Raw genomic sequence first — 19,920 nt, 5'->3', positions numbered from 1 at the left:
CGCTGTCGCCGCCGCATGTCATCATTTCCCTCTGGCCGGCACTGGTTGCCGGCCCCACCTATCCAGATGCTGGAGACGTTTCCATGAAGATCCGTTACGCCCTCGCACTCGCAGCGCTGCTGCCGATCCTGGCCGCCTGCAAGGCCGACGATGGCAGCACCAACACCACCGCCGCCCCGGCTGAGCCGACCGCCGCTCCGGCCACCACCGAGCCGGCAGCACCGGCCGCTGGCAGCGAAGGCGCCGCCCCGGCCGCTGAAGGCGACAAGGCCCCGGCTGAAGCCGCACCGGCCGCGGCACCGGCCCCGACCACCGCCGCACTGACCGGCCCGGCCCCGGTGGAAGGCGCCGACTACCAGGTGATCCCGAACGGCCAGCCGTTCCAGCCGGCCGCCGGCAAGATCGAAGTGACCGAGATCTTCGGCTATGTCTGCCCGGCCTGCGCAGCGTTCCAGCCGCTGGTCGGCCCGTGGAAGGCCGGCCTGCCGAGCGATGTGAACTTCGTCTACGTGCCGGCCATGTTCGGCGGCACCTGGGATGACTACGCCCGTGCCTTCTACGCCGCGCAGACCCTGGGCGTGCAGGAAAAGACCCACGAAGCGCTGTACGCCGCCATCCACTCGCAGAAGACCCTGAAGGGCGAGCGCGGCCGTGACTCGGTGGACGACATCGCCAAGTTCTACGGCGCCTATGGCGTGGATCCGAAGCAGTTCGCCGCCACCATGGGCAGCTTCGCGGTGAACGCCAAGACCAACTCGGCCAAGCAGTTCGCCCAGCGCAGCCAGATCAGCGGCACCCCGTCGATCATCGTCAACGGCAAGTACCTGGTGAAGGGCAAGAGCTTCCCGGACATGCTGCGCATCGCCGACCACCTGATCGCCCGCGAGCGCGGTGCGGCCCAGGCTCACTGATCCAAGAGAAGCTGTTCCCGGCCGTGACTTCCCCCCACACACGGACCCTGCGCTTGCTGACGGCCAACATCCAGGCCGGCTCAAGTACCCGCCGCTACAGTGACTATGTGACCCGCAGCTGGTCACATGCACTGCCGGCGGGTCGCAAGCGCAGCAGTCTTGACGCGATCGCCACATTGGCACGCGAACACGACATCGTCGGCCTGCAGGAGGCCGACCCGGGCAGCCTGCGCTCGGGCTTCACCAACCAGACCCACTACCTGGCCCAGCGCGCCGGCTTCAACTACTGGAGCCACCAGCCGAACCGGCGCATGGGCGGGGTCGCTTCCAGCGCCAATGGCCTGCTGAGCAAACTGGAACCGGTGGAAGTACAGGACCACGCCCTGCCCGGCCGCATCGGCGGGCGCGGCGTACTGCTGGCCAAGTTCGGGGATGGCGAGGACGGCCTGGCGGTGGCGGTGGCCCATCTGTCGCTGGGGGCGGGTTCGCGGATGTCGCAGCTGGGCTTCATCGCCGAGCTGCTGTCCGACCACCCCAACGCCGTACTGATGGGCGACTTCAACTGCCTGGCCGAACGCCCGGAAATGCAGGTGCTGTACCAGAAGACCCGGTTGCAGCCACCCGGCTGCATCGTGCCGACCTTCCCCAGCTGGCGCCCCGACCGCGCCATCGACCACATCCTGGTCAGCAGCGGCCTGCAGACCCGCAGCGTGGAAGCCGTACCGGCGGCGTTCTCCGATCACCTCGCGCTGGCGATGGCGATCGACGTACCGGCCAACGCCCTGCGCTGAGCGCTTCCGCTGCGCTCGCCGGGCATGGCCCGGCGCTACCGCCCCTGGTAGGGGCCAACCTTGGTTGGCACGCCGCTCTGGTGGGTGCGGACCACTGCCCTGGTGGGTGCCAACCTTGGTTGGCACGCCGCTCTGGTGGGTGCGGACCACTGCCCTGGTGGGTGCCAACCTTGGTTGGCACGCTGCCCTGGTGGGTGAGGACCGTTGGTCCGCACGCTCTCCGCCGGTCAAGGCCCGGCGCTACCCCGCCTGCACCACCGGCACCTTCAGCCGTCGTGCCGTCATCGTGCTGCCCACCGAGGCCAGCACCGTGCAGCCGATGGCCAGCCACTGCAGTCCATGCAGGTGCTCGTGCAGCAGCAGCATCGCCCACAGAGCGGCCACCGCTGGCTCCATGCTGATCAGGATGCCGAAGGTCTCCTTCGGCAGGCGTTTGAGCGCCATCATCTCCAGCGACATCGGGATCGCGCTGGACACCAGCGCCACCAGCAGGCCTGCCGCCAGAATCTTCGGATCGAGCAGCGCGGCGCCGGCATGCACCACGCCCACCGGCACCACCACCAGCGACGCGGCCAACAGGCCCAGCGACACCGAATGCCCGGCATGCAGGTGACCGGCGCGCTTGCCGAACACGATGTACAGGCCCCAGCACGCCGCCGCACCCATGGCATACAGCACGCCGGCCGGATCCAGCGCCGGGCCGCCACCGATCGGCAACAGCAACAGCAGCCCCACCGCCGCGCAGCCCACCCACAGGAAGTCGATCGGTCGTCGTGATGACAGCATCGCTACCGTCAGCGGGCCGGTGAACTCGATGGCCACCGCGATGCCGAAGGGGATGGTGCGCAGGGCCATGTAGAACAGCAGGTTCATCAGGCCCAGGGTGAGCCCGTAGCGCAGGATGGTGATCGCATCCACGCGGCTGGTCTTCCAGCGCCACGGCCGCCAGAACAGCAGCAGCAACAGCGCCGAGAAGCCCACCCGCAATGCGCTGGTGCCCTGCGCGCCGATCAGCGGGAACAGGTGTTTGGCGTAGGACGTGCCGATGGCCAGCGAGGTGACCGAACCGAGCACTGCCAGCGCCGGCAACATCGGCGCGAATCGTGAAGTCTGCATGCGCAAAGTCTATTGCGCCGGCGCCGAGCACTTGGCTCAATTGACAGCCCGTTCGTGCAATTTCTGCTCACCATGGCCATCGCCCCCGTGCTCGACAGTTTCGACCGCGCCATCCTCGACCTGCTGCAGCGGGACAACACCCTGCCGCAGCGCGAGATCGCCGAGGCCGTGCACCTGTCCACTCCTGCGGTGCAGCGCCGGATCAAGCGCCTCCAGGACAGTGGCGTGATCGCGGCCAATGTGGCCGTGGTTGCCGCGGCCAAGGTGGGGCGGCCGCTGACCATCATTGTCGAGGTGCGCGTGGTCAGCGAGCAACGCGAACGCGTGGCGCCGTTCAAGCGCCGCGTGCAGGACGACCCGGCCGTGCAGCAGTGCTATTCAATTACCGGTGACGGCGATTTCCTGCTGCTGCTTTCGGCGGCGTCGATGGAAGAATACGAAGCGATCACTGAGCGGTTGTTCGGCGGCGACGACAACATCGAGCGCTTCCGTACCTCGGTGGCACTTGGGACGTTGAAGCGGAGTTTCGAGGTGCCGCTGCTGCCGGTTCTGTAGCGTCGAGCCATGCTCGACTGCTTTTTGACCTCAAAGCAACAGCCGTCGAGCAGCGCTCGACTCTACACTCCGAAACCATGAGCACACCGTCCTCCCTTGCCCGTCGCCTGCGCCGCTGGCTGCTGCGCGGCCTGTGGCTGGGCATTGCCATCGTTGCCGCGATGATGCTTTGGAACAGCCCATGGGCGGCCGCGCCGAAAATGCTGTGGGCACTCTCGCGGATGCCGCCGGCCACCGAACTGCCGGTGCCGGTGGAGGGTGTACGCCCCCGGCAGATTGCCGACACCTTCGGCGCGCCGCGAGGCCGTGACCGATCCCACGCCGGCATCGACATCTTCGCCAAGCGCGGCACGCCGGTGCGCAGCGTCACTGCCGGCGTCATCGCGGATGTCAGCGAACGCGGGCTCGGCGGCCGCCAGGTCTGGGTGATCGGGCCCGGGCGCGAGCGCTACTACTACGCGCATCTGGAAGGCTGGGCCGAGGGCCTGGCGCGCGGCCAGGTGGTCCAGCCCGGCGACCTGCTCGGCCACGTCGGCGACAGCGGCAATGCCAAGGGCACGCCGCCGCACCTGCACTGGGGCATCTACGGCGCCGACGGTGCACGCGATCCACTGCCACTGCTGCGCTGACCCATTTTGTACCGTCAAGCATGCCCGACTGCCTTCATCGTTCATGGTTTGTAAATAGGAATAGTTCGTATTACCATTTCTTTCATTTCCGGTGGTGCCAGGACGGCCTGCCCGCCCTTCCCCTACCCGTAAGCGCCTCGCCTCCTGGATGCCGGCCGAACGCGCGTGCTCGTCCAGGATTCCCCATGACCCGTCCCGCCTTCCGTACCCTGCAGCCGCAGCGGCTGTCCATTGCCGTGTTCGCTGTTCTCTGCACCGTGGCCCCGGCCGCCTTTGCCGACACCGCCGCCGACCCGACCACGCTGGACAAGGTGGTGGTCAAGGGCGAGCGTGCCGAAGGCTATTCGGTACGCCGCACCTCGGCCGGCACCCGCTTCGATCTGGCACCGCGCGAGATCCCGCAGTCGGTCAGCATCATCAGCCACCAGCGCATCGAAGATCAGAAGCTGGACGACATCATCGACGTGCTGGCCAACACCACCGGCGTGACCAGCACCCAGTCCGACAGCGAGCGCACCGAGTTCTACGCGCGCGGCTTCTACATCGATGCCTACCAGTTCGACGGCCTGCCGACGCAGATGGTGCAGAACTGGAGCTACGGCGATTCCGGCCTGGACCTGGCCCTGTATGACCGCGTGGAAGTCGTGCGCGGCGCCACCGGCCTGCTCAGCGGCGCCGGCAATCCATCCGCATCGGTGAACCTGATCCGCAAGCACGCCGACAGCGCCGAGCTGACCGGCAGCGTCTCGGTGAACGTGGGCAGCTGGGGCCGCACCCGGACCACCGTGGACGTGGGCAGTGCGCTGAATGCCAGTGGCACGGTGCGTGGCCGCGTGATCGGCAGCTACCTGGATACCGATGGCCAGATGGACCGCTACAACCAGCGCAAGACACTGGGCTATGCGGTGATCGACGCCGACCTGACCCCGGACACGCAGCTCAGCGTGGGCTACGACTACCAGCAGAAGCGCGCCAACGGCGCGACCTGGGGCGGCTTCCCGATGTGGTACGCCGACGGTAGCCCGACCAACTACCCGACCTCGTTCAATCCGTCGCCGGACTGGACCTACTGGGACACCACCAGCAAGCGTGCGTTCGCCACCCTGCAGCACGCCTTCAGCAATGGCTGGAAGTTCAAGATCGGCGCCACCCATGACCGCACCAAGGCCGACGACAAGCTGTTCTATCCGTCCTACACCGCGTTCGACAAGAATACCGGTGCTGGCGTCACACCGATGGCCGGTTTCTACAACACCGAGCGCAAGGTCGATGGTATCGATGGCTACATCGATGGGCCGTTCCAGCTGTTCGGCCGCGAGCACCAGTTCATGGCCGGCCTGAGCTACAACAAGCGCGAGTTCGCCAACTACGGTGACTTCCAGATGGGCGGTCCCAATTGGAAACCATTCGACAGCTATCTCAACTGGACCGGCAACATCGCCCAGCCGAACTGGAATCCGCTGGCGCTCGCCAGCCAGGGCACCATCACCCAGAAGGCCGGCTACGCGGCCGCACGCCTGTCCCTGGCCGATCCGCTGAAGCTGATCCTCGGTGCGCGTTACACCAACTGGAAGAGCGAAGGCGAGAACGACGACCGCGAGCACAAGGTGACCACCCCGTACGCCGGCCTGGTGTATGACATCAACGACACCTACTCGGCCTACGCCAGCTACACCGAGATCTTCCAGCCGCAGACCGCACGCGACCGCAACGACCGCTACCTCGATCCGGTTGACGGCAAGAGCTACGAGGTGGGCGTCAAGGGTGCCTGGTTCGACAACCGCCTGAACGCTTCGCTGGGGGTGTTCCGTATCGAACAGGACAACGTGGCCCAGGCCACCAGCGAACCGATCATCGGCCGTCCAGGCGAGTTCGCATCGATCGCCGCACGCGGCACCGTCAGCCGTGGCTTCGAGTTCGAAGTGAACGGCGAACTGGCACCGGGCTGGAATGCCACCTTCGGTGCTTCGCGCTATGTGGCCAAGGACATCAACGACGCCGACATCAACACCAACCTGCCGCAGACCGCACTGAAGCTGTTCACCAGCTACACCCCGCAGTCGCTGCAGGCACTGACCGTCGGCGGCGGCGCCAACTGGCAGAACCGCATCTACTACGCTGCGCCGGTGGTGGGCCGTTTCGAACAGGAAGGCTACGCGCTGGTGAGTGCCTTCTTGCGCTACCGCATCTCGCCGGAGTTCAGCGTGCAGGCCAACCTCAACAACCTGCTGGACAAGAAGTACTACTCGCAGATCACCGGTTACGGTGCGTACGGCGATGGCCGCAACGGCTCGCTGACGTTTACCTGGGCGTTCTGATCAGCTGCGGGGCACAACCGCCCCGCTCCTGTAGAGCCGAGCCCATGCCCGGATCAGAGAATCAGCCGAGCGTGGGCTCGGCTCCACACTAGCAAGGCAGCGCCGGAACTGACCGGCGCTGCCACGTCACATCAGAAGCGCAAATCCGCGCGCAGGTACCAGTAACGGCCACGCGGGATGTCATAGGTCGAAACGTCGTAGCCGTTCAACGAGCACGACAGGCAGATCGGCGGATCCTTGTCGAACACGTTGTTCAGGCCAGCGGTCAGCTGCAGCCCCTTCATCCAGTCGATCTTGTAGCCCACCTGCATGTCGTGGAAGGTGGTGGCCGAGAGCGTGTTGGTTCCGGCGGCCTGGTTGCTGCACACCGGGAACGCAGCGGCATCTCCACAATTCTCGGTCAGCTCGGAGATGTGGCGCACCGTCCAGTTGGCGCTCCAGCGGTCCAGTGTCCAGCCGATGCTGGCATTGCTGGTCCATTCCGGAATCGAACTGTCGGCCACTTCCACGCCCGGCTTCTGCGGCTGCTTCTGGCCAGCCGCGCCGGTAGCCTCATAGCGGCCGACGAAGGTGTTCTTCCAGCCCAGCTTGAACTGGCCGATGGAGGACTGTGGCAACGTCCAGAACAGGTCCACGTCCCAGCCATCTGTCTTGATCGAGCCGAGGTTGGTCAGGCGATTGTTGAAGCTGCTGACCGCACCGGTGCTGGCCCGGGTAATGCCATCACAGTAGATCGGGTCGAGCGTCTCCACGCACAGGTCCAGCTGGGTCTGCGCGTTGATCGCTTGGATAGCGCCGTCGATGGCGTGGCGGTAGAAGGTCACTTCCACGTCGAAGCGTTCCGACCACGAGGTGTTGTTGCCGAACCACGGGCTCCAGACGAAGCCGGCACTGAAGCTGCGCGAACGCTCCGGGTCCAGCTCGCGGTTGCCGCCGGTGGTCACCGAGATCTGCGAGTTGGCCTGCTGGAAGCCGGCCGGCACGCCCAGCGCAGCGCAGTTGGCCGCACTGCCGCGCGGCGGCGTACCGCCCAGGCCCACCGAGCATGGATCGAACAGCTGCAGGTCGGCACGCGCCGCCGAGCCATACAGTTCGCCGATCGACGGCGCTCGGAAGCCTTCCGCATAGGTCGTGCGCAGCACGAAGTCATCGGTCACCTGCCAGCGCAGGCCGTACTTGGGCGTGAACTCGCCGCCGAAAGTCGAGTAATCCGAGTAGCGACCGGCCAGGCTCAGGTCCAGCTTCTTGCCGAACGAGGAGTCGGCGAAGATCGGCACGCTCAGCTCCAGGTAGGCCTCGTTGACGTCGTACGAGCCCGAGGTCGGCTGCGATGGCACACCGTTGTAATGGCCGGCCACGGTCAACGGATCCGGCTGGTACGACCCCTCGTACTTGCGGTACTCGAAACCGGTGGCGAACGAGACCGGACCAGCCGGCAGCGAGAACAGTTCGCTGGACAGGTTGGCGGTGAACAGGCTCAGTTCGTTCTGGCTGCGGTCGCGCACCACCGGCTGGATCCACTTCAGCATGTCCGGCGTGATCGAGCCGACGCCGCCGAAGATGTTCAGCGGCACACACCCCGGCGTCGCCGCACAGATTGCAGGATCGCCCAGTGCCATGTTGACGTTGTAGATGTTGTAGCTGCCGTAGTTGGTCTGCTCGGCCTTGTTCTTGCTGTACATGCCGTTGACGTCCCAGTACCAGCTGCGATCAGCGGCATGGAAGTCACCGACCAGACCGGTGGCGAAGTACGTGGTATCCACCTTCTGCTCGAACACGCGCGCGCCGCCTTCCACCGGGCGGCGGCCGATCAGGCTCATGTTGCCGCCGGACACCAGATCGAAGCCGAACGGGTTGTACGGGTTCAAGCGCGACACCACGATGTTGTCGGCCAGCGGGTTGCCTGTGGCGCCATCGGGGCCGAAGAACAGCGGCTCCGGCCCGGCCTGGTTGGTCGACTCGCGGCGGTTGCCCAGTGCCTTGACGTACCACTGCACGTTGTCGGTGATGTCAAAGCGGAACTGACCGAACAGGCCTTTGCGCTCCGACGGCGTCAGCACCATGTTGTACTCGGCGAAGTTGAAGCGGTCGGCGCTGGTGAAGCAGTGGTAGTCATCACTGCGGTTGCAGCCGGCACTGCCGTCGTAACGCGGGTTGCCTACGCCGGTATTGGGCACGATGTCCTGCTCGGCACCGGTGTTGGGATCGACGAAGGCGAAGCGGCCCTGCGGAATGCCGCCGCTGCCGAAGGCCAGGCCAGTGCCGGGAATCGGGAAGCGCGACTGCTCGCGATCCTTGGCGAACACCGGATCCTGCTTGGTCCAGCTGGCGCCCAGGAACAGGCTGTAGCGGTCACCGCTCTTGCCCCAGGCCAGATCCACGCCCTTCTGCGTGCCGTCGCCCTTGCTGTACTCACCGTAGTTCAGTGTCACCTGCCCGCCGTCGAAATCGCGGCGGGTGATGATGTTGACCACGCCCGCAATGGCGTCGGAGCCATACAGCGACGACGCACCATCTTCCAGCACTTCAATGCGTTCGACGATGGCCAGCGGAATGGTGTTGAGGTCGGTGGCCGAGCCCACGCCGGACGCGGACGACTCATTGACCCAGCGGATGCCATCGACCAGCACCAGCACGCGTTTGGCACCCAGATGGCGCAGATCGACCTGCGCCGAGCCGGCGCCTACACCGCTGCCATCGGGCGGAAAGCCGAAGTTACCGGACGAGTTGAACTTGGCATTGAGCGCCGAACCAGAGCCGGTGAGCTGCTGCAGCACCTCGCCGATCGAGGTCAGGCCGGTGCGTTCGATGTCGCCGCGGGTCAGGGTCTGGATCGGTACCTGGCCTTCGACTTCAGCGCGCTTGATGCGGGTACCGGTCACTTCCACCGCATCGAGGTTGGTGGTGGATTGTGCAGCGGCACCCAGCGGTGCCAGGGCCGTCACGCACAGCGCAACGGCAACCGCCAACGGGCGGTGATGCAGGTGAATCATTCGCTCTCTCTCCAAAGGAATGTCGGGACATTGGCTGCCGCGCTCCCCCCTGCATGGCGGCAGCGTCTCCTTTGTAAACAAGTGGTAAAAACCACGGCGTGATGATCGACACTCTTTCACACGGAATTGACGCAATTGACTGGTGATTGCGTCAGATAGCTGCAGTTTATGACCGGACGATATTGTTCACGACAGGCAGCCTTGATGCCGGCTGCGACAGCGCGCGCCGGGAGCTGCCGCATTCATGGAAAAGGTCTTTGCCGGACCGTTTCAGGAATAGTTTGAAATTCCTTCATTCAGAAGGCACCGCTAATCGACCCAGCGCAGACTCGCACCTCCAGCCATTCGCGGGAGAGTCGATCATGAAAGCAGTGAGTGCGGTGCTGGGCGTCACGACGGTGATGACGCTGCTTCTTTCCCCAGCGGGCGAACCGAGAGCAGGCGGCCTGATCGAGTGCAACAACTGCCCTTCTCCCACCGATGCGGCCTTGGCCTCGGGAGAGGGATTGACGGTTGTGGTGGATTTCGAGAGTGCCGAGTTGACTGCTTTCGACGTTGAACATGACCCTGGGACCGGAAGGTGGCGAGCACATCCAACCCCGGTTCCAGCGCAGATTGAAATGGCTTTTCTGCGGATCCTGGATGCGACGCTGTCAGCAGGGCAAGCACCGCTCATGCAGCAATCACCGCATGAGCGGCAGTGAGACAACGCCCTATCGCACGAAGGCGATACGCTCCATCCCGGTCGCTTCGGCCGCAACCAATATCCGGGCCATGCCTTCGTACTCGGCCGACGGATCGGTGGCGATGCGCAGCTCCGGCAGGTTGCCGGCATGCTCGCCGGCCTGTGCCTGCAGACGCGCCTGCAGATCGCTGATGGCCATCGGCTGGCCATCCCAGCTCAGCTGGTTCGCCGCATCCAGGCGCAGCTCGATCGGCGGTGGCGGTTCGGGGCGATCTATCGTGCGATCGGTGGCCTGTGGCAACTGCACGGCAATCGGCCGGGCCACGATCGGCGCGGTCACGATGAAGATGATCAACAGCACCAGCATCACATCCACCAGTGGCGTGACATTGATGTCCGCCAGCGGGCCGCTTCTTCCTGCGCTACTGAACGCCATGTGCCGCTCCCTGCAGCCGGGCCGTTCGCCCAAGGTCGACAGTACGGCTCCCGCAGCCCTGCGGGGCAGTGCCCGCCGCTGTGACATTCAGCTGCCGTTGCCGGCCAAGGACGTGCACGCAATGCGAAACTGAATTCAGCCTCTGCCCGCTATGCTGATCGCCATGACCCGACGCTCTTCGACCGCCCTGTCCCTGCTGCCCTTGGCCACCACGCTGCTGATCGGCTGCGCCAATGCCCAGTCCCTCGATGCCCAGAACGCGCAGCTGAAGGCCGCGATCGCGGCCGCCGAACGCGGCCAGTTCGATCCTGGCCAGGCCGCTGCGCTCAGCCGCCATCCGGCATACGGCTGGCTGGAGTACGCCAACCTGCGCCGCAACATCGACACCGTCGATACCGCGCAGGCGCAGGCCTTCCTCAAGCGCTATGACGGCCAGGCCGTGGCCAACACGTTCCGCAGCGTGTGGCTGCCCTCGGTCGCGCGCCGCCAGGATTGGCCGACCCTGCTCGCCAACTGGGTGCCCACCGACAACGCCGGCCTGCGCTGTGCGCAGCTGACCGCGCGCCAAGTGACGGGCAAGGTCAATCCGCAGTGGATCAGCGAAGCGCAGGATCTGTGGCGCAAGAACGGCAAGTCGCTGCCGGACGGCTGTGATGCCGTTTTCGCCGTGCTGCAGGCGCAGGGTGGTCTGAGCGACGCCCTGCGCTGGGAACGCATCGATGCCGCCGCCGATGCGCAGCAACCGGCCGTGATGCGCAGCGCCGCACGTGGCCTGCCTGCCACCGACCTGACACTGGCCAACAGCTACGCCGCCTTCGTCGATAAGCCCAATACCAGCGCGTTGAACTGGCCGCGCAACGAGCGCAGCCGGCGCATCGCCACCGACGGCCTGGCCAAGCTGGCCAAGGCCGACCCCGGCGCCACCGAACAGCAGCTGCCGCAGTACGCCCAGGCGCTCGGCCTGAGTGCCGACCAGCAGGGCCAGGTGCTATACCAGATTGCGCTGTGGACGGTGGCCTCCTACCTGCCCGATTCGGCGCGCCGCCTCAACGCGGTGCCCGAATCGGCGTATGACGAACGCCTGCACGAATGGCGCGTGCGCGAAGCGATGTCGCGCGGTGACTGGCCGGCGGCGCTGACCGCGATCCGCAAGATGGCCAGCAAGCAGCGCAGCGACCCGCGTTGGCGCTATTTCGAAGGCCGCATGCTGGAGAAGACCGGCCAGGCCCAGCAGGCGCAGCCCCTGTTCCGCGAGGCCGCACGTGCACCGACCTTCCATGGTTTCCTCGCCGCCGACAAACTGCAGCAGGGCTACACACTGTGCCCGTGGAAGCCGAACGACAGCGCACAGGCACAGGCGGTGATCGCGCGCGACCCGGCCATCCAGCGCGCGATGGCGCTGTACCAGATCGATCGCGCTGGCTGGGCCGTGGCCGAATGGAACAGCGCGCTGTCGCGCTTCGATGACACCCAGCGCCGCCTCGCCGTTCGCGTGGCGCAGGACAACGGCTGGTTCGACCGCGCTGTGTTCGCACTCGGCAAGCAGCCGCAGGAACAGCGCCTGTATGACCTGCGCTTCCCGCTGCACCACGACGCCACCATCCGCCGCGAATCGGCGCGCAATGCGATCGATCCGGCCTGGGTGGCCGCCGAGATCCGCGCCGAGAGCACCTTCACCCCGCGCGCGCGCTCGCCTGCCAACGCCATGGGCCTGATGCAGGTGCTGCCGGCCACCGGTGCCGGCGTGGCCAAGTCGATCGGCCTGACCGGCTACGGCGGCGCCGACAGCCTGTACGATCCGGATACCAACATTGCCATCGGCACCGCCTACCTGCGCCAGCTGATGAACAAGTACGACGGCCTGCCGTACGTGACCATCGCCGCGTACAACGCCGGCCCGACCCCGACCGCACGCTGGCAGGGCCAGCGCCCGGGCTTTGATCCGGACCTGTGGATCGAGACCATCAGCTACAAGGAAACCCGCGAGTACGTCGCCCGCGTGCTGGCCTTCAGCGTGATCTACGACTGGCGCCTCAACGGCGATGCGCTGCCGCTGAGCGACCGCCTGATGGGCCGCCTGGTGGACAAGCGCAAGAGCTTCAGCTGCGCCGCCAACGCGGACCAGGGCGGGGATTGATCCCCCGGTGGCGGTAGCGCCGGGCCATGCCCGGCGGACGCCGCAATGTATCCCGCCGGGCATGGCCCGGCGCTACCGTGCCATCATCCTCCCATGAAGATCTATCTTGTCGGCGGCGCCGTACGCGACCGCCTGCTGCAGCGCCCGGCCGGCGACCGTGACTGGGTCGTCGTCGGCGCCACGCCCACGCAGATGGAAGCGCAGGGCTTTACTGCGGTGGGCCGCGATTTCCCGGTGTTCCTGCACCCGAAGACCGGCGAGGAGTACGCGCTGGCTCGCACCGAGCGCAAATCCGGCCGTGGCTATCGCGGCTTCGTGGTCGATGCCGATCCGGCGGTCACCCTTGAAGAAGACCTGCAGCGCCGCGACTTCACCATCAACGCGATCGCCTGCGATGAGGAGACCGGCTCACTGGTCGATCCTTACGGCGGCCTACGCGATATCGAACAGCGTGTGCTGCGGCACGTCGGTCCGGCCTTTGTCGAAGACCCGCTGCGCGTGCTGCGCGCGGCGCGCTTCATGGCGCGCTTCGCGCCGCTGGGCTTCACCATCGCCGAAGAGACCATGGCACTGATGCGCGAGGTCGCCGCCAGTGGCGAGCTGGACGCGCTGGTGCCGGAACGCGTCTGGCAGGAACTGCGCAAGGCGCTGGTCAGTGAACGGCCCTCCGCCTTCCTGCGCACGCTGCACGATGCACAGGCACTGGGCCCGATCCTGCCCGAACTGGAAGCGCTGTACGGCGTGCCGCAGCGTGCCGAATTCCACCCGGAAGTCGACACCGGCATCCACCAGGAAATGGTCAGCGACATGGCCGCGAAACTGGCGCCGGGTGATGACCTGGTCGGCTTCGCTGCCCTCACCCACGACCTCGGCAAGGGCCTGACCCCGCCAGAGGAATGGCCGCGCCACATCATGCACGAGCAGCGCGGCACCACGCCGTTGAAGGAACTGTGTGCACGGCTGAAGGTTCCCACCGAACACCAGCAGCTGGCCGAGGCCGTCTGCCGTGAGCACTTGAACGTGCACCGCATCGACGAGCTGCGCGATGCCACCGTGCTGGAACTGCTGGGCCGCTGCGATGCGCTGCGCCGACCGGAGCGCGTGGCCCGCATCGCGCTGTGCTGCGAGGCCGACAAGCGCGGCCGGCTCGGTTTCGAGGATGCCGACTACCCGCAGGGCGAGACGCTCAAGCGCCTGCATCAGGCAGCGCTGTCAGTGCAGGCACGCGATCTGGATACCACGCATCTGAAGGGCCCAGCCATCGGTGAAGCACTGGCCAAGGCGCGGGTGAAAGCCATCGCCGCCGCCCGCTGATCCGCAACGGCCGTTCCGGCCGCGCGCGAACTGTTACTGGTAGTGCCGGCCGCTGGCCGGCAACCAGATAGTCCCTGGATTCAATGCGCCATGCCGCGGGTGATCGCGGCCGCACGCTGCTTCAGCTGGGCCACGGCATCGGGAATCATCTCCATGCCCACGTCCAGACCCGGGTTCAGCACCAGGCCCACGCCATCGCCGATACCGGCCAGCAGCGCGTGCACCGCGATCGGCATGGCATGCGCAAACTGCGGCAGCTGCTCATGCCACAGGCCGGCGCGCTCGGGCGCGGTGAACACCGCGAACATCGCCTCGCCGTTCTCGCTGGTCAGCACCAGCGGCGAAATGCTTTCATCCCAGGCACCGTCTTCGCCGATGGCTTTGTCCAGCAGCACGAACGCCGTCGAGGTCAGCAGGCCATCGAGGAACTGGGCCGCGGTCAGCGTGCCGTCCTGGGCCTGCAGCAGGCGCACCTCGAGGTCGTTGAGGGGTTCGAACGGGGTGTCGTGGTCCATGGTCGCTTCCGGTACGTGATTGCAGGACAGACTTTAACAGCCCCGGCCCTCAACCGATGAATCCGTGCCGCCACAGCCAGCCCAGCAGGGCCAGCCCGGTTACCACCACCAGCATCAGCGGCAGGCCGAAGCGATGCCGCCACGGGATCGGCACCCCGCCCAGCTGCTGGTCCAGGGTGTCGGTGTCCAGCAGCCAACCGTGCCCGCAGCGGGTGCAGGCCAGCTCGTAACGGCGCTGGTAGGTGAAGCCGAACAGCAGGTCGATGCGCGCCATCCTGTAGCGCAACTGCGGGGCGAACTCGGTTTCCGTCTGGCAGCGCAGGCAGTGATGCGCTTCGGTGGGGCCGACGATCACCACCCGTTCCTGTTGGCCGATCAGGATCATGGGTCAGCGGCCCTGGCAGGCGGGTTGGGCCAGCAGCCATTGCTGGGCGGCGGCCAAAGTGGCGGCATCACCCTCGATGCGCTGGTCGGGCTCGATCTTTAACCCATCACCACGATCATTGCGGTCGCGCATCACGGTGGTGGTCAACAACAGGCGGCTGCCATCGGCCAGTGTGCGCACGTTGTTGCCAGTCGAGACCCCTGCCGTCGGCTGGCCGAAGCTGCGCGTCTGCGCGCGGCCACGCCACGCCAGCGCCGAGGCCTCGCCCGAACTGCCGGTACGCGGTCCGAACAGCACCGCCACCGGCGCGCCAGGCTGCCGCAGCACATAGCCGGTCTGGCCGAAGTCCAGCACCGGCTTGCCTGCACGCTGCACGGCGGTCGCGGTCAACGTCCAGCGCTCCGGCCCCTGTGCGGTTTCGAACGACCCCACATCTTCGTTGTTCACCATCGAGGTGCGCAGCAGCGGTGCCATGCCCAGCAGCATTGGCCACATGTTGCCACCGCTGTTGTCACGCAGGTCGACGATCCAGCCACAGCGCATGCCGTCGTCCTTGCTGCGGATGACCTGCTGCCACCGCGCGGCGCGCTGGATGTTCTGGCGGAACGCTTCCTGTGGCGTCGCGCCGGGCGTGGAGGCATATCCCTCGATGACCAGCCAGCCGATGCGCGCATCCACCGCATCGGCGGCCTTGGCCCTTTCCACGGCGGCGGCGCCGACCTGCTGCGCGCGCGCAAGGGATTCGCTCTGGCGCTGGGTCGTCATCCATACGCCATGATTGCCCGTGCTGAGCGCAATGGCTTCGCGCAGCAACGCCAGCCGCTTCACGGGGTCGCCCTGCACCGATTGCAGTCGTGTGCGGGTCGCAGGCCAGTCCACCCGGTCGCGATACAGCGCCTGCCGTTCAAGCAGGTTGAGGATCTCGGCCTCCGCCTCCGGCGAGGGCACTTCGATTGCCTTGGGCGTATCGGCCATGGCGTTGGCAGCCACCAGCGCGATCACCAGCGTACCAATACGACGCACTCCCTTGCGAACCTGCATGTGACGTTTCCCTGTCGTTGAGTCAGGCGCGCAGCATAGCTCGCGGGTGATGGTTTCCACCATGCGCGAACTGTCGTATCTGGCCCGGTCGCGGGTTGCAGCAAGACAGCGTGCACGCGATCAGCAAATTGCAACTTTGCCCATGTCATCGCCACGTAGAGCGCGAGAAGGTTACCTCCGTCGGCGCCTCCTGCGCTGGCCGGGATTGGCGTCCTGAATGAAGCTACCTGAAGTCGGGCTTGCGACCATGTCGCGGGCTCGAATACTGCACCGTCCGTCGTTCTGCGGCGGGCGGTGCGTGGGGATCCTTCCGATCCGCCGGCTTCGTTTCCTTTGGGTAGCTTCACCGGCACGCCAACCCGCACCGCCCGCCACCTTGCATTCCTGCAGGTGGCCCAGCCTTGTGAGGTTGCTGCCATGACCACGCTCTACCCCACCTACCCACGTCTGCATGTACTGCTCGGTGCCGCAATGCCCGGCCTGCAGCTCTCCAATGCCGCAGCCGAAGCGTTGGAAGATGCGCTCACAGAAGCCCATGAACACGCTCCGCCGCCGGCCTTCTTCGCCCGGTTGCACGGCATCGCGCAAAGCCACGCCGCCGATGGTCAGGTCTGGCGCGAACGGCAACTCAGCGATGTGCGTGGCCGGGAACTAGCGGAGGCGACGCGCTGCTTGGCAGCATTGTCTGCGTGCGGCGGGGTACTGCTGGCTGCACAGTCGGCGCGCGAGACAGACGATGCGCAGGCGCAGTGTCCGCCGCAGGTGGAGGAAGGCCTGCTGCACGCGGTGGTGGTGTTGGCCGATCATGCCAGCGCGCTGGTGGCGCCGGGTGAATGCGCGGGGTAATGGCACCGATGGATTCGTGTCGACCAAGGTCGACACCTACCAGAGCAGGGTCATGGCGTCGGCGGAATAGGTGCCGACCGAGGTCGGCACCTATCAGAGCGGGTCACGCCGCCGGGCATGGCCTACGCGCTACCAATCCGCGCGCAGGCCGATGTTGCCTTCGATGGTGCGGCGCTTCTCGTTGCGGTCACCGCCCAGCTCGCGCGTGTAGTCGGCCACGGCATAGGCGCTGATGGTGCGGTTGAAGCGCCCGACCACACCCACGCCGGCTTCCAGTGCACGCGAACGCTGCGAATTGACGATCACGTCGTCGTCGAAACGGATGCGATCCTCGCCGGAACGGCCATGCCAGTAGTTGAGCTTGAAGTACGGCTGCCAGCCGTTGTCGGCCAGCTGGTAGTCGCCGGCAAGGCGCAGTCCGATGCGGCCGGTCCAGGCATTGTCATTGTCGAAGCGCACGCTCGACACTTCATCGCGGCGATCGTCCAGCGAGGTGCGCTGCCAGATCACCTGCACCTGCGGCTCCAGCCACCATGCGGATTGCCCGAAGTGCAGCAGCGGCTTGCCAGCCTCCACCGACGCGCCGGTACCGTCACCGCTCACGCCGAAGCCGAGCCCACGCGAGGAACGCACGCGGCCGTCGTAACGGCTCTGCATCGCCACCGCATCGATATAGCCGCCGCTGCTGTCGGTGAACGTCCAGTACAGGCCCACGTGCTTGTCATCCAGACGGTTCTGGCCGACCTGCACGTTTTCCCAGCCCAGAGCCAGACCAGTGGTCTTGCCCTGCGCGCGGGTGCGGCCGACGAACACGCCAATCTGGTTGCGATGATTGTCGGAGGCGGCGGCCCATACATCCAGACCGGCCTGCAGGCCCATCACATCGCCATCGAAGCCCGGCTGCGCATCGCCCTTCCAGTGGATCTCGCTGCTCTGCCCGACCAACCGGCCCCATGCGGTACGCAGCGCACCCTGGTTGTACAGCAGGCGCTGCTCGCCCTGGCGCTCGTGGAAGGTACCCAGGCTGGCCAGCGAAGCCTCACGCAGCAACGGAGGCACCACCGCATAGGTGGCGGTCTCCACGCGGTACAGCGGCACCACCGCGCCTTCGGCGGGACGCGCACCCGGTGTCGGCGGCGCGCCGGTACCGGGCAATGCACCGCCGGCCACCGGCACGTCAGGCACCGCTGGATCGCTGGGTGGGGCCACCGGCGCGGGTTCTGGAGGCGGCGGTGGCGGTGCGGTCTCGCCCGCGGTCAGGTTCGGATCAGTAGCGCCTTCGGGCGGCGGTGGCGGCGCTGGGGTGATCGGCGGAGGTGGCGCCACCGGCGGCGTCAGGGGCGGCGGTGTCGCGCTGCCGCCGCCGTTGGGTGCCGGCGTCGGCCCGCTGACCAACGTGGAGCGCAGATACCAGTTCTCGCCGGTGCCGGCACTGACGCCGCCCTTGAACAGGAAGTACTCGTAGGCACCCGCAGACACCGGCGCGAACAAGGAGAATGCGCCTGCTGCGGTGCTGCCACCATTCAAGGCCTGTACCACCAGAATGCCGTCTGCCAGCGTCGCCGCTCCGCCGCCGCCGGCGTTGAGAATGCCGATGCCGGTAGTGCCGGTTGCGGTGCCGCCATCGATCACCAGTCGGTCGCTGGTGGAATTGTCCGCGCCCAGCACGGTGCGCAGGTACAGGCCACCGCCGTCACCGCGATAGTTGCCGCGGACAGTGAACACATCCCCGGCGCCGCTACCGGTCAGGTCGATGCGCCCTGCATTGACCATCTCCACCAATGCACCACTGTTGAACGGACGGATGGCATGGCCGCCACTGCCTGCGTAGACCGTGCTGGTGTCATCCACGGTGAGCGAACCGGTGCCGCTGGCACTGTCGCCCAGCACCAGATCGCCGTCGAAGTTCAGCTCGGTGCTGTTGGCCAGGCTGATCGCTTCCCAGTTCTGGAAGCGCCCCACGCCTGCGGTCTTTACGTTGTTGAAGCTGAGCCTGTCGTCGCCTGCGCCACCGTCGAACAGCGGCACCGCGCCCAGGTTGGCCTGGTTGAGATTGCTGAGGTTGGCCACATCGTTGTCAGGGCCCATGTCGATCGCGCCGTAGACGATGCCGCCGCCATTCCAGTTGAACGTGTCATTGCCGGTACTGAGCAGCACCTGGCCACGCACGGTGCCATCGGTGATGGTCACGCTGTCATTGCCGCCGCTGACGCTGATATTGCCGCCGATGTAGGCCGTACCGGAGATGATGATGGTATCGGTGTCGAAGCCGGTGACCACGTTGCCGTCCACCGTGCCGCCGGACTGGTCCCACAGGTTCTTGTCCAGCTTCATGTTGACCCGGCCGATGCGGCCACCGGTCATCCAGGCCTGGTCGCCATCCTCGAGCGCGCCGACGATGCGACCGCCGCTCATGCGGAAGGTATCGATGTTGTCACCCTGCTGCAGGGCCCCGACGGTGCCGCCGGTCATGACGAAATCGTCGCGGCCGCTGCCCTGCGTCACCAGGCCAGTAACGGTGCCACCGTTGATCGTCATCTGATCATCACCGGCGCCCTGGTCGACACTGTCGATCGTTCCGTCGTTGAGCAGCAACACGTCGTTGCCATCCCCTTGCAGGACGCCGCCGGTAATGCTGCCGGCCTGCATCTCGAGGCGATCGTTGCCGGCACCGAACTGCACGCCAGTGCGGCCACTGATCGTTCCGCGGTTGACCAGAACGCTGTCACCAGTGCCGACGAACTGCAGGGCCACGTTGTTGCCCGCGCTGATGCTGCCGCTGTTCTCGACGCGGCTGCCGCCACCAAGTTGGACGGCTACACCACCCGTCGAACTGATCGCCCCCAGATTGGACAGCAGGTGACCACCTTCACCGACGAGCGAAACCGCGCTTCCGCCGCTGCTCTGTTGCAGCTGCGCGGCATTGGCGACGTTGACGGTGATGCCGGCCGCGCCACTGGCGGTGATGGGAACGGTATGCGGATTCGGCGCATTGGCATCGCAGGTGACTGTCTGGCCGGCGGTCGGTGCCGAGTTGTTGCAGCCGGCCCAGGCGACGCTGGCGGTCATCAGCATGACGGACGGGACAGCCAGGGCCTGCAGCACGGAAACGGTGAGGCGGCGCGGACGGAATGCGCGCGGGACGGCATGGGTCATACAGCACTCCTGGACAGGGGATCAGGAACTGCGGACATGCGGTACTGCGGGCTTAGTCTGCCGTGATGTGAACCGTTTCGACAGGTGAACTT

The 19,920-nt window shown here is 66.4% G+C and carries 16 protein-coding genes; 9 read left to right on the top strand and 7 right to left on the bottom strand.

Annotation, left to right across the window (positions count from 1 at the left end; translation table 11 throughout):
* Nucleotides 1–83 precede the first annotated feature (83 nt).
* Together AC07M7_RS10480 and AC07M7_RS10475 are read left to right on the top strand one after the other, a co-directional pair.
* The gene (locus AC07M7_RS10480; protein WP_136638980.1) at nt 84–911 is read left to right on the top strand and encodes a thiol:disulfide interchange protein DsbA/DsbL; all 828 of its coding nucleotides are present in this window, start codon (nt 84–86) and stop codon (nt 909–911) included.
* A 53-nt stretch (nt 912–964) separates the two neighbouring features.
* Nucleotides 965–1,702: an endonuclease/exonuclease/phosphatase family protein gene (locus AC07M7_RS10475; protein ID WP_211195202.1), complete on the top strand. Its 738-nt coding sequence runs from the start codon at nt 965–967 to the stop codon at nt 1,700–1,702.
* A 240-nt stretch (nt 1,703–1,942) separates the two neighbouring features.
* Here AC07M7_RS10475 and AC07M7_RS10470 read toward each other — a convergent pair whose 3' ends face one another.
* Nucleotides 1,943–2,818, bottom strand: coding sequence for an EamA family transporter (locus tag AC07M7_RS10470; protein WP_012512098.1), 876 nt, complete (start codon nt 2,816–2,818; stop codon nt 1,943–1,945).
* A 72-nt stretch (nt 2,819–2,890) separates the two neighbouring features.
* Between AC07M7_RS10470 and AC07M7_RS10465 the strand changes: the two genes are divergently transcribed.
* The 3 genes from AC07M7_RS10465 to fhuE all read left to right on the top strand — a co-directional run bounded on the left by AC07M7_RS10465 (nt 2,891) and on the right by fhuE (nt 6,320).
* A complete protein-coding gene (locus tag AC07M7_RS10465) occupies nt 2,891–3,373 on the top strand; it encodes an Lrp/AsnC family transcriptional regulator (protein ID WP_414540577.1) in 483 nt (160 codons plus the stop codon).
* 77 nt (nt 3,374–3,450) lie between these two features.
* Nucleotides 3,451–4,002, top strand: coding sequence for a M23 family metallopeptidase (locus tag AC07M7_RS10460; protein ID WP_495207331.1), 552 nt, complete (start codon nt 3,451–3,453; stop codon nt 4,000–4,002).
* Nucleotides 4,003–4,187: 185 nt separating this feature from the next.
* Complete coding sequence (gene fhuE, locus AC07M7_RS10455) at nt 4,188–6,320, top strand: ferric-rhodotorulic acid/ferric-coprogen receptor FhuE (RefSeq protein ID WP_495207330.1); 2,133 nt, start codon at nt 4,188–4,190, stop codon at nt 6,318–6,320.
* Between the two features lie 131 nt (nt 6,321–6,451).
* Here fhuE and AC07M7_RS10450 read toward each other — a convergent pair whose 3' ends face one another.
* Nucleotides 6,452–9,313 (bottom strand): TonB-dependent receptor plug domain-containing protein, encoded by a 2,862-nt coding sequence (locus AC07M7_RS10450; protein WP_495207329.1) that lies wholly within the window; start codon nt 9,311–9,313, stop codon nt 6,452–6,454.
* A gap of 362 nt (nt 9,314–9,675) precedes the next feature.
* On the opposite strand from AC07M7_RS10450, the gene AC07M7_RS10445 reads away from it, so the two are divergent.
* Entirely contained in the window at nt 9,676–10,017 is a 342-nt protein-coding gene (locus AC07M7_RS10445) for a hypothetical protein (protein WP_495207328.1), read from the top strand.
* 9 nt (nt 10,018–10,026) lie between these two features.
* Here the strand turns inward: AC07M7_RS10445 and AC07M7_RS10440 are convergent, their stop codons facing one another.
* Entirely contained in the window at nt 10,027–10,434 is a 408-nt protein-coding gene (locus AC07M7_RS10440) for an ExbD/TolR family protein (RefSeq protein ID WP_495207327.1), read from the bottom strand.
* Between the two features lie 151 nt (nt 10,435–10,585).
* Here AC07M7_RS10440 and AC07M7_RS10435 point away from each other — a divergent pair, with 151 nt between their 5' ends.
* Both AC07M7_RS10435 and AC07M7_RS10430 read left to right on the top strand, forming a co-directional pair.
* Nucleotides 10,586–12,571, top strand: coding sequence for a transglycosylase SLT domain-containing protein (locus AC07M7_RS10435; protein ID WP_495207326.1), 1,986 nt, complete (start codon nt 10,586–10,588; stop codon nt 12,569–12,571).
* Between the two features lie 93 nt (nt 12,572–12,664).
* Nucleotides 12,665–13,885 (top strand): multifunctional CCA addition/repair protein, encoded by a 1,221-nt coding sequence (locus AC07M7_RS10430; RefSeq protein ID WP_495207325.1) that lies wholly within the window; start codon nt 12,665–12,667, stop codon nt 13,883–13,885.
* Nucleotides 13,886–13,965: 80 nt separating this feature from the next.
* Here the strand turns inward: AC07M7_RS10430 and AC07M7_RS10425 are convergent, their stop codons facing one another.
* From AC07M7_RS10425 to AC07M7_RS10415, 3 genes are read right to left on the bottom strand one after another with little or no spacing between them, the layout of a single operon-like run.
* The gene (locus AC07M7_RS10425; protein ID WP_136638968.1) at nt 13,966–14,400 is read right to left on the bottom strand and encodes an SseB family protein; all 435 of its coding nucleotides are present in this window, start codon (nt 14,398–14,400) and stop codon (nt 13,966–13,968) included.
* A gap of 49 nt (nt 14,401–14,449) precedes the next feature.
* The gene (locus AC07M7_RS10420; RefSeq protein ID WP_337302198.1) at nt 14,450–14,785 is read right to left on the bottom strand and encodes a hypothetical protein; all 336 of its coding nucleotides are present in this window, start codon (nt 14,783–14,785) and stop codon (nt 14,450–14,452) included.
* Between the two features lie 3 nt (nt 14,786–14,788).
* Nucleotides 14,789–15,826 carry a S41 family peptidase gene (locus AC07M7_RS10415; protein ID WP_495207324.1) on the bottom strand — a complete coding sequence of 346 codons (1,038 nt, stop codon included), beginning with the start codon at nt 15,824–15,826 and terminating at the stop codon, nt 14,789–14,791.
* A 417-nt stretch (nt 15,827–16,243) separates the two neighbouring features.
* Here AC07M7_RS10415 and AC07M7_RS10410 point away from each other — a divergent pair, with 417 nt between their 5' ends.
* Nucleotides 16,244–16,672, top strand: a complete 429-nt coding sequence (locus AC07M7_RS10410; RefSeq protein ID WP_136638965.1) for a hypothetical protein — start codon at nt 16,244–16,246, stop codon at nt 16,670–16,672.
* 129 nt (nt 16,673–16,801) lie between these two features.
* Here AC07M7_RS10410 and AC07M7_RS10405 read toward each other — a convergent pair whose 3' ends face one another.
* The gene (locus AC07M7_RS10405) at nt 16,802–19,828 is read right to left on the bottom strand and encodes an autotransporter family protein (protein WP_495207323.1); all 3,027 of its coding nucleotides are present in this window, start codon (nt 19,826–19,828) and stop codon (nt 16,802–16,804) included.
* Nucleotides 19,829–19,920 lie beyond the last annotated feature (92 nt).

This window comes from Stenotrophomonas sp. GW821-FHT09E08 (genome assembly GCF_059416125.1).
The sequence above is the reverse complement of the archived record's forward strand: the minus strand, read 5'-3'. Positions and strand labels throughout refer to the sequence as shown.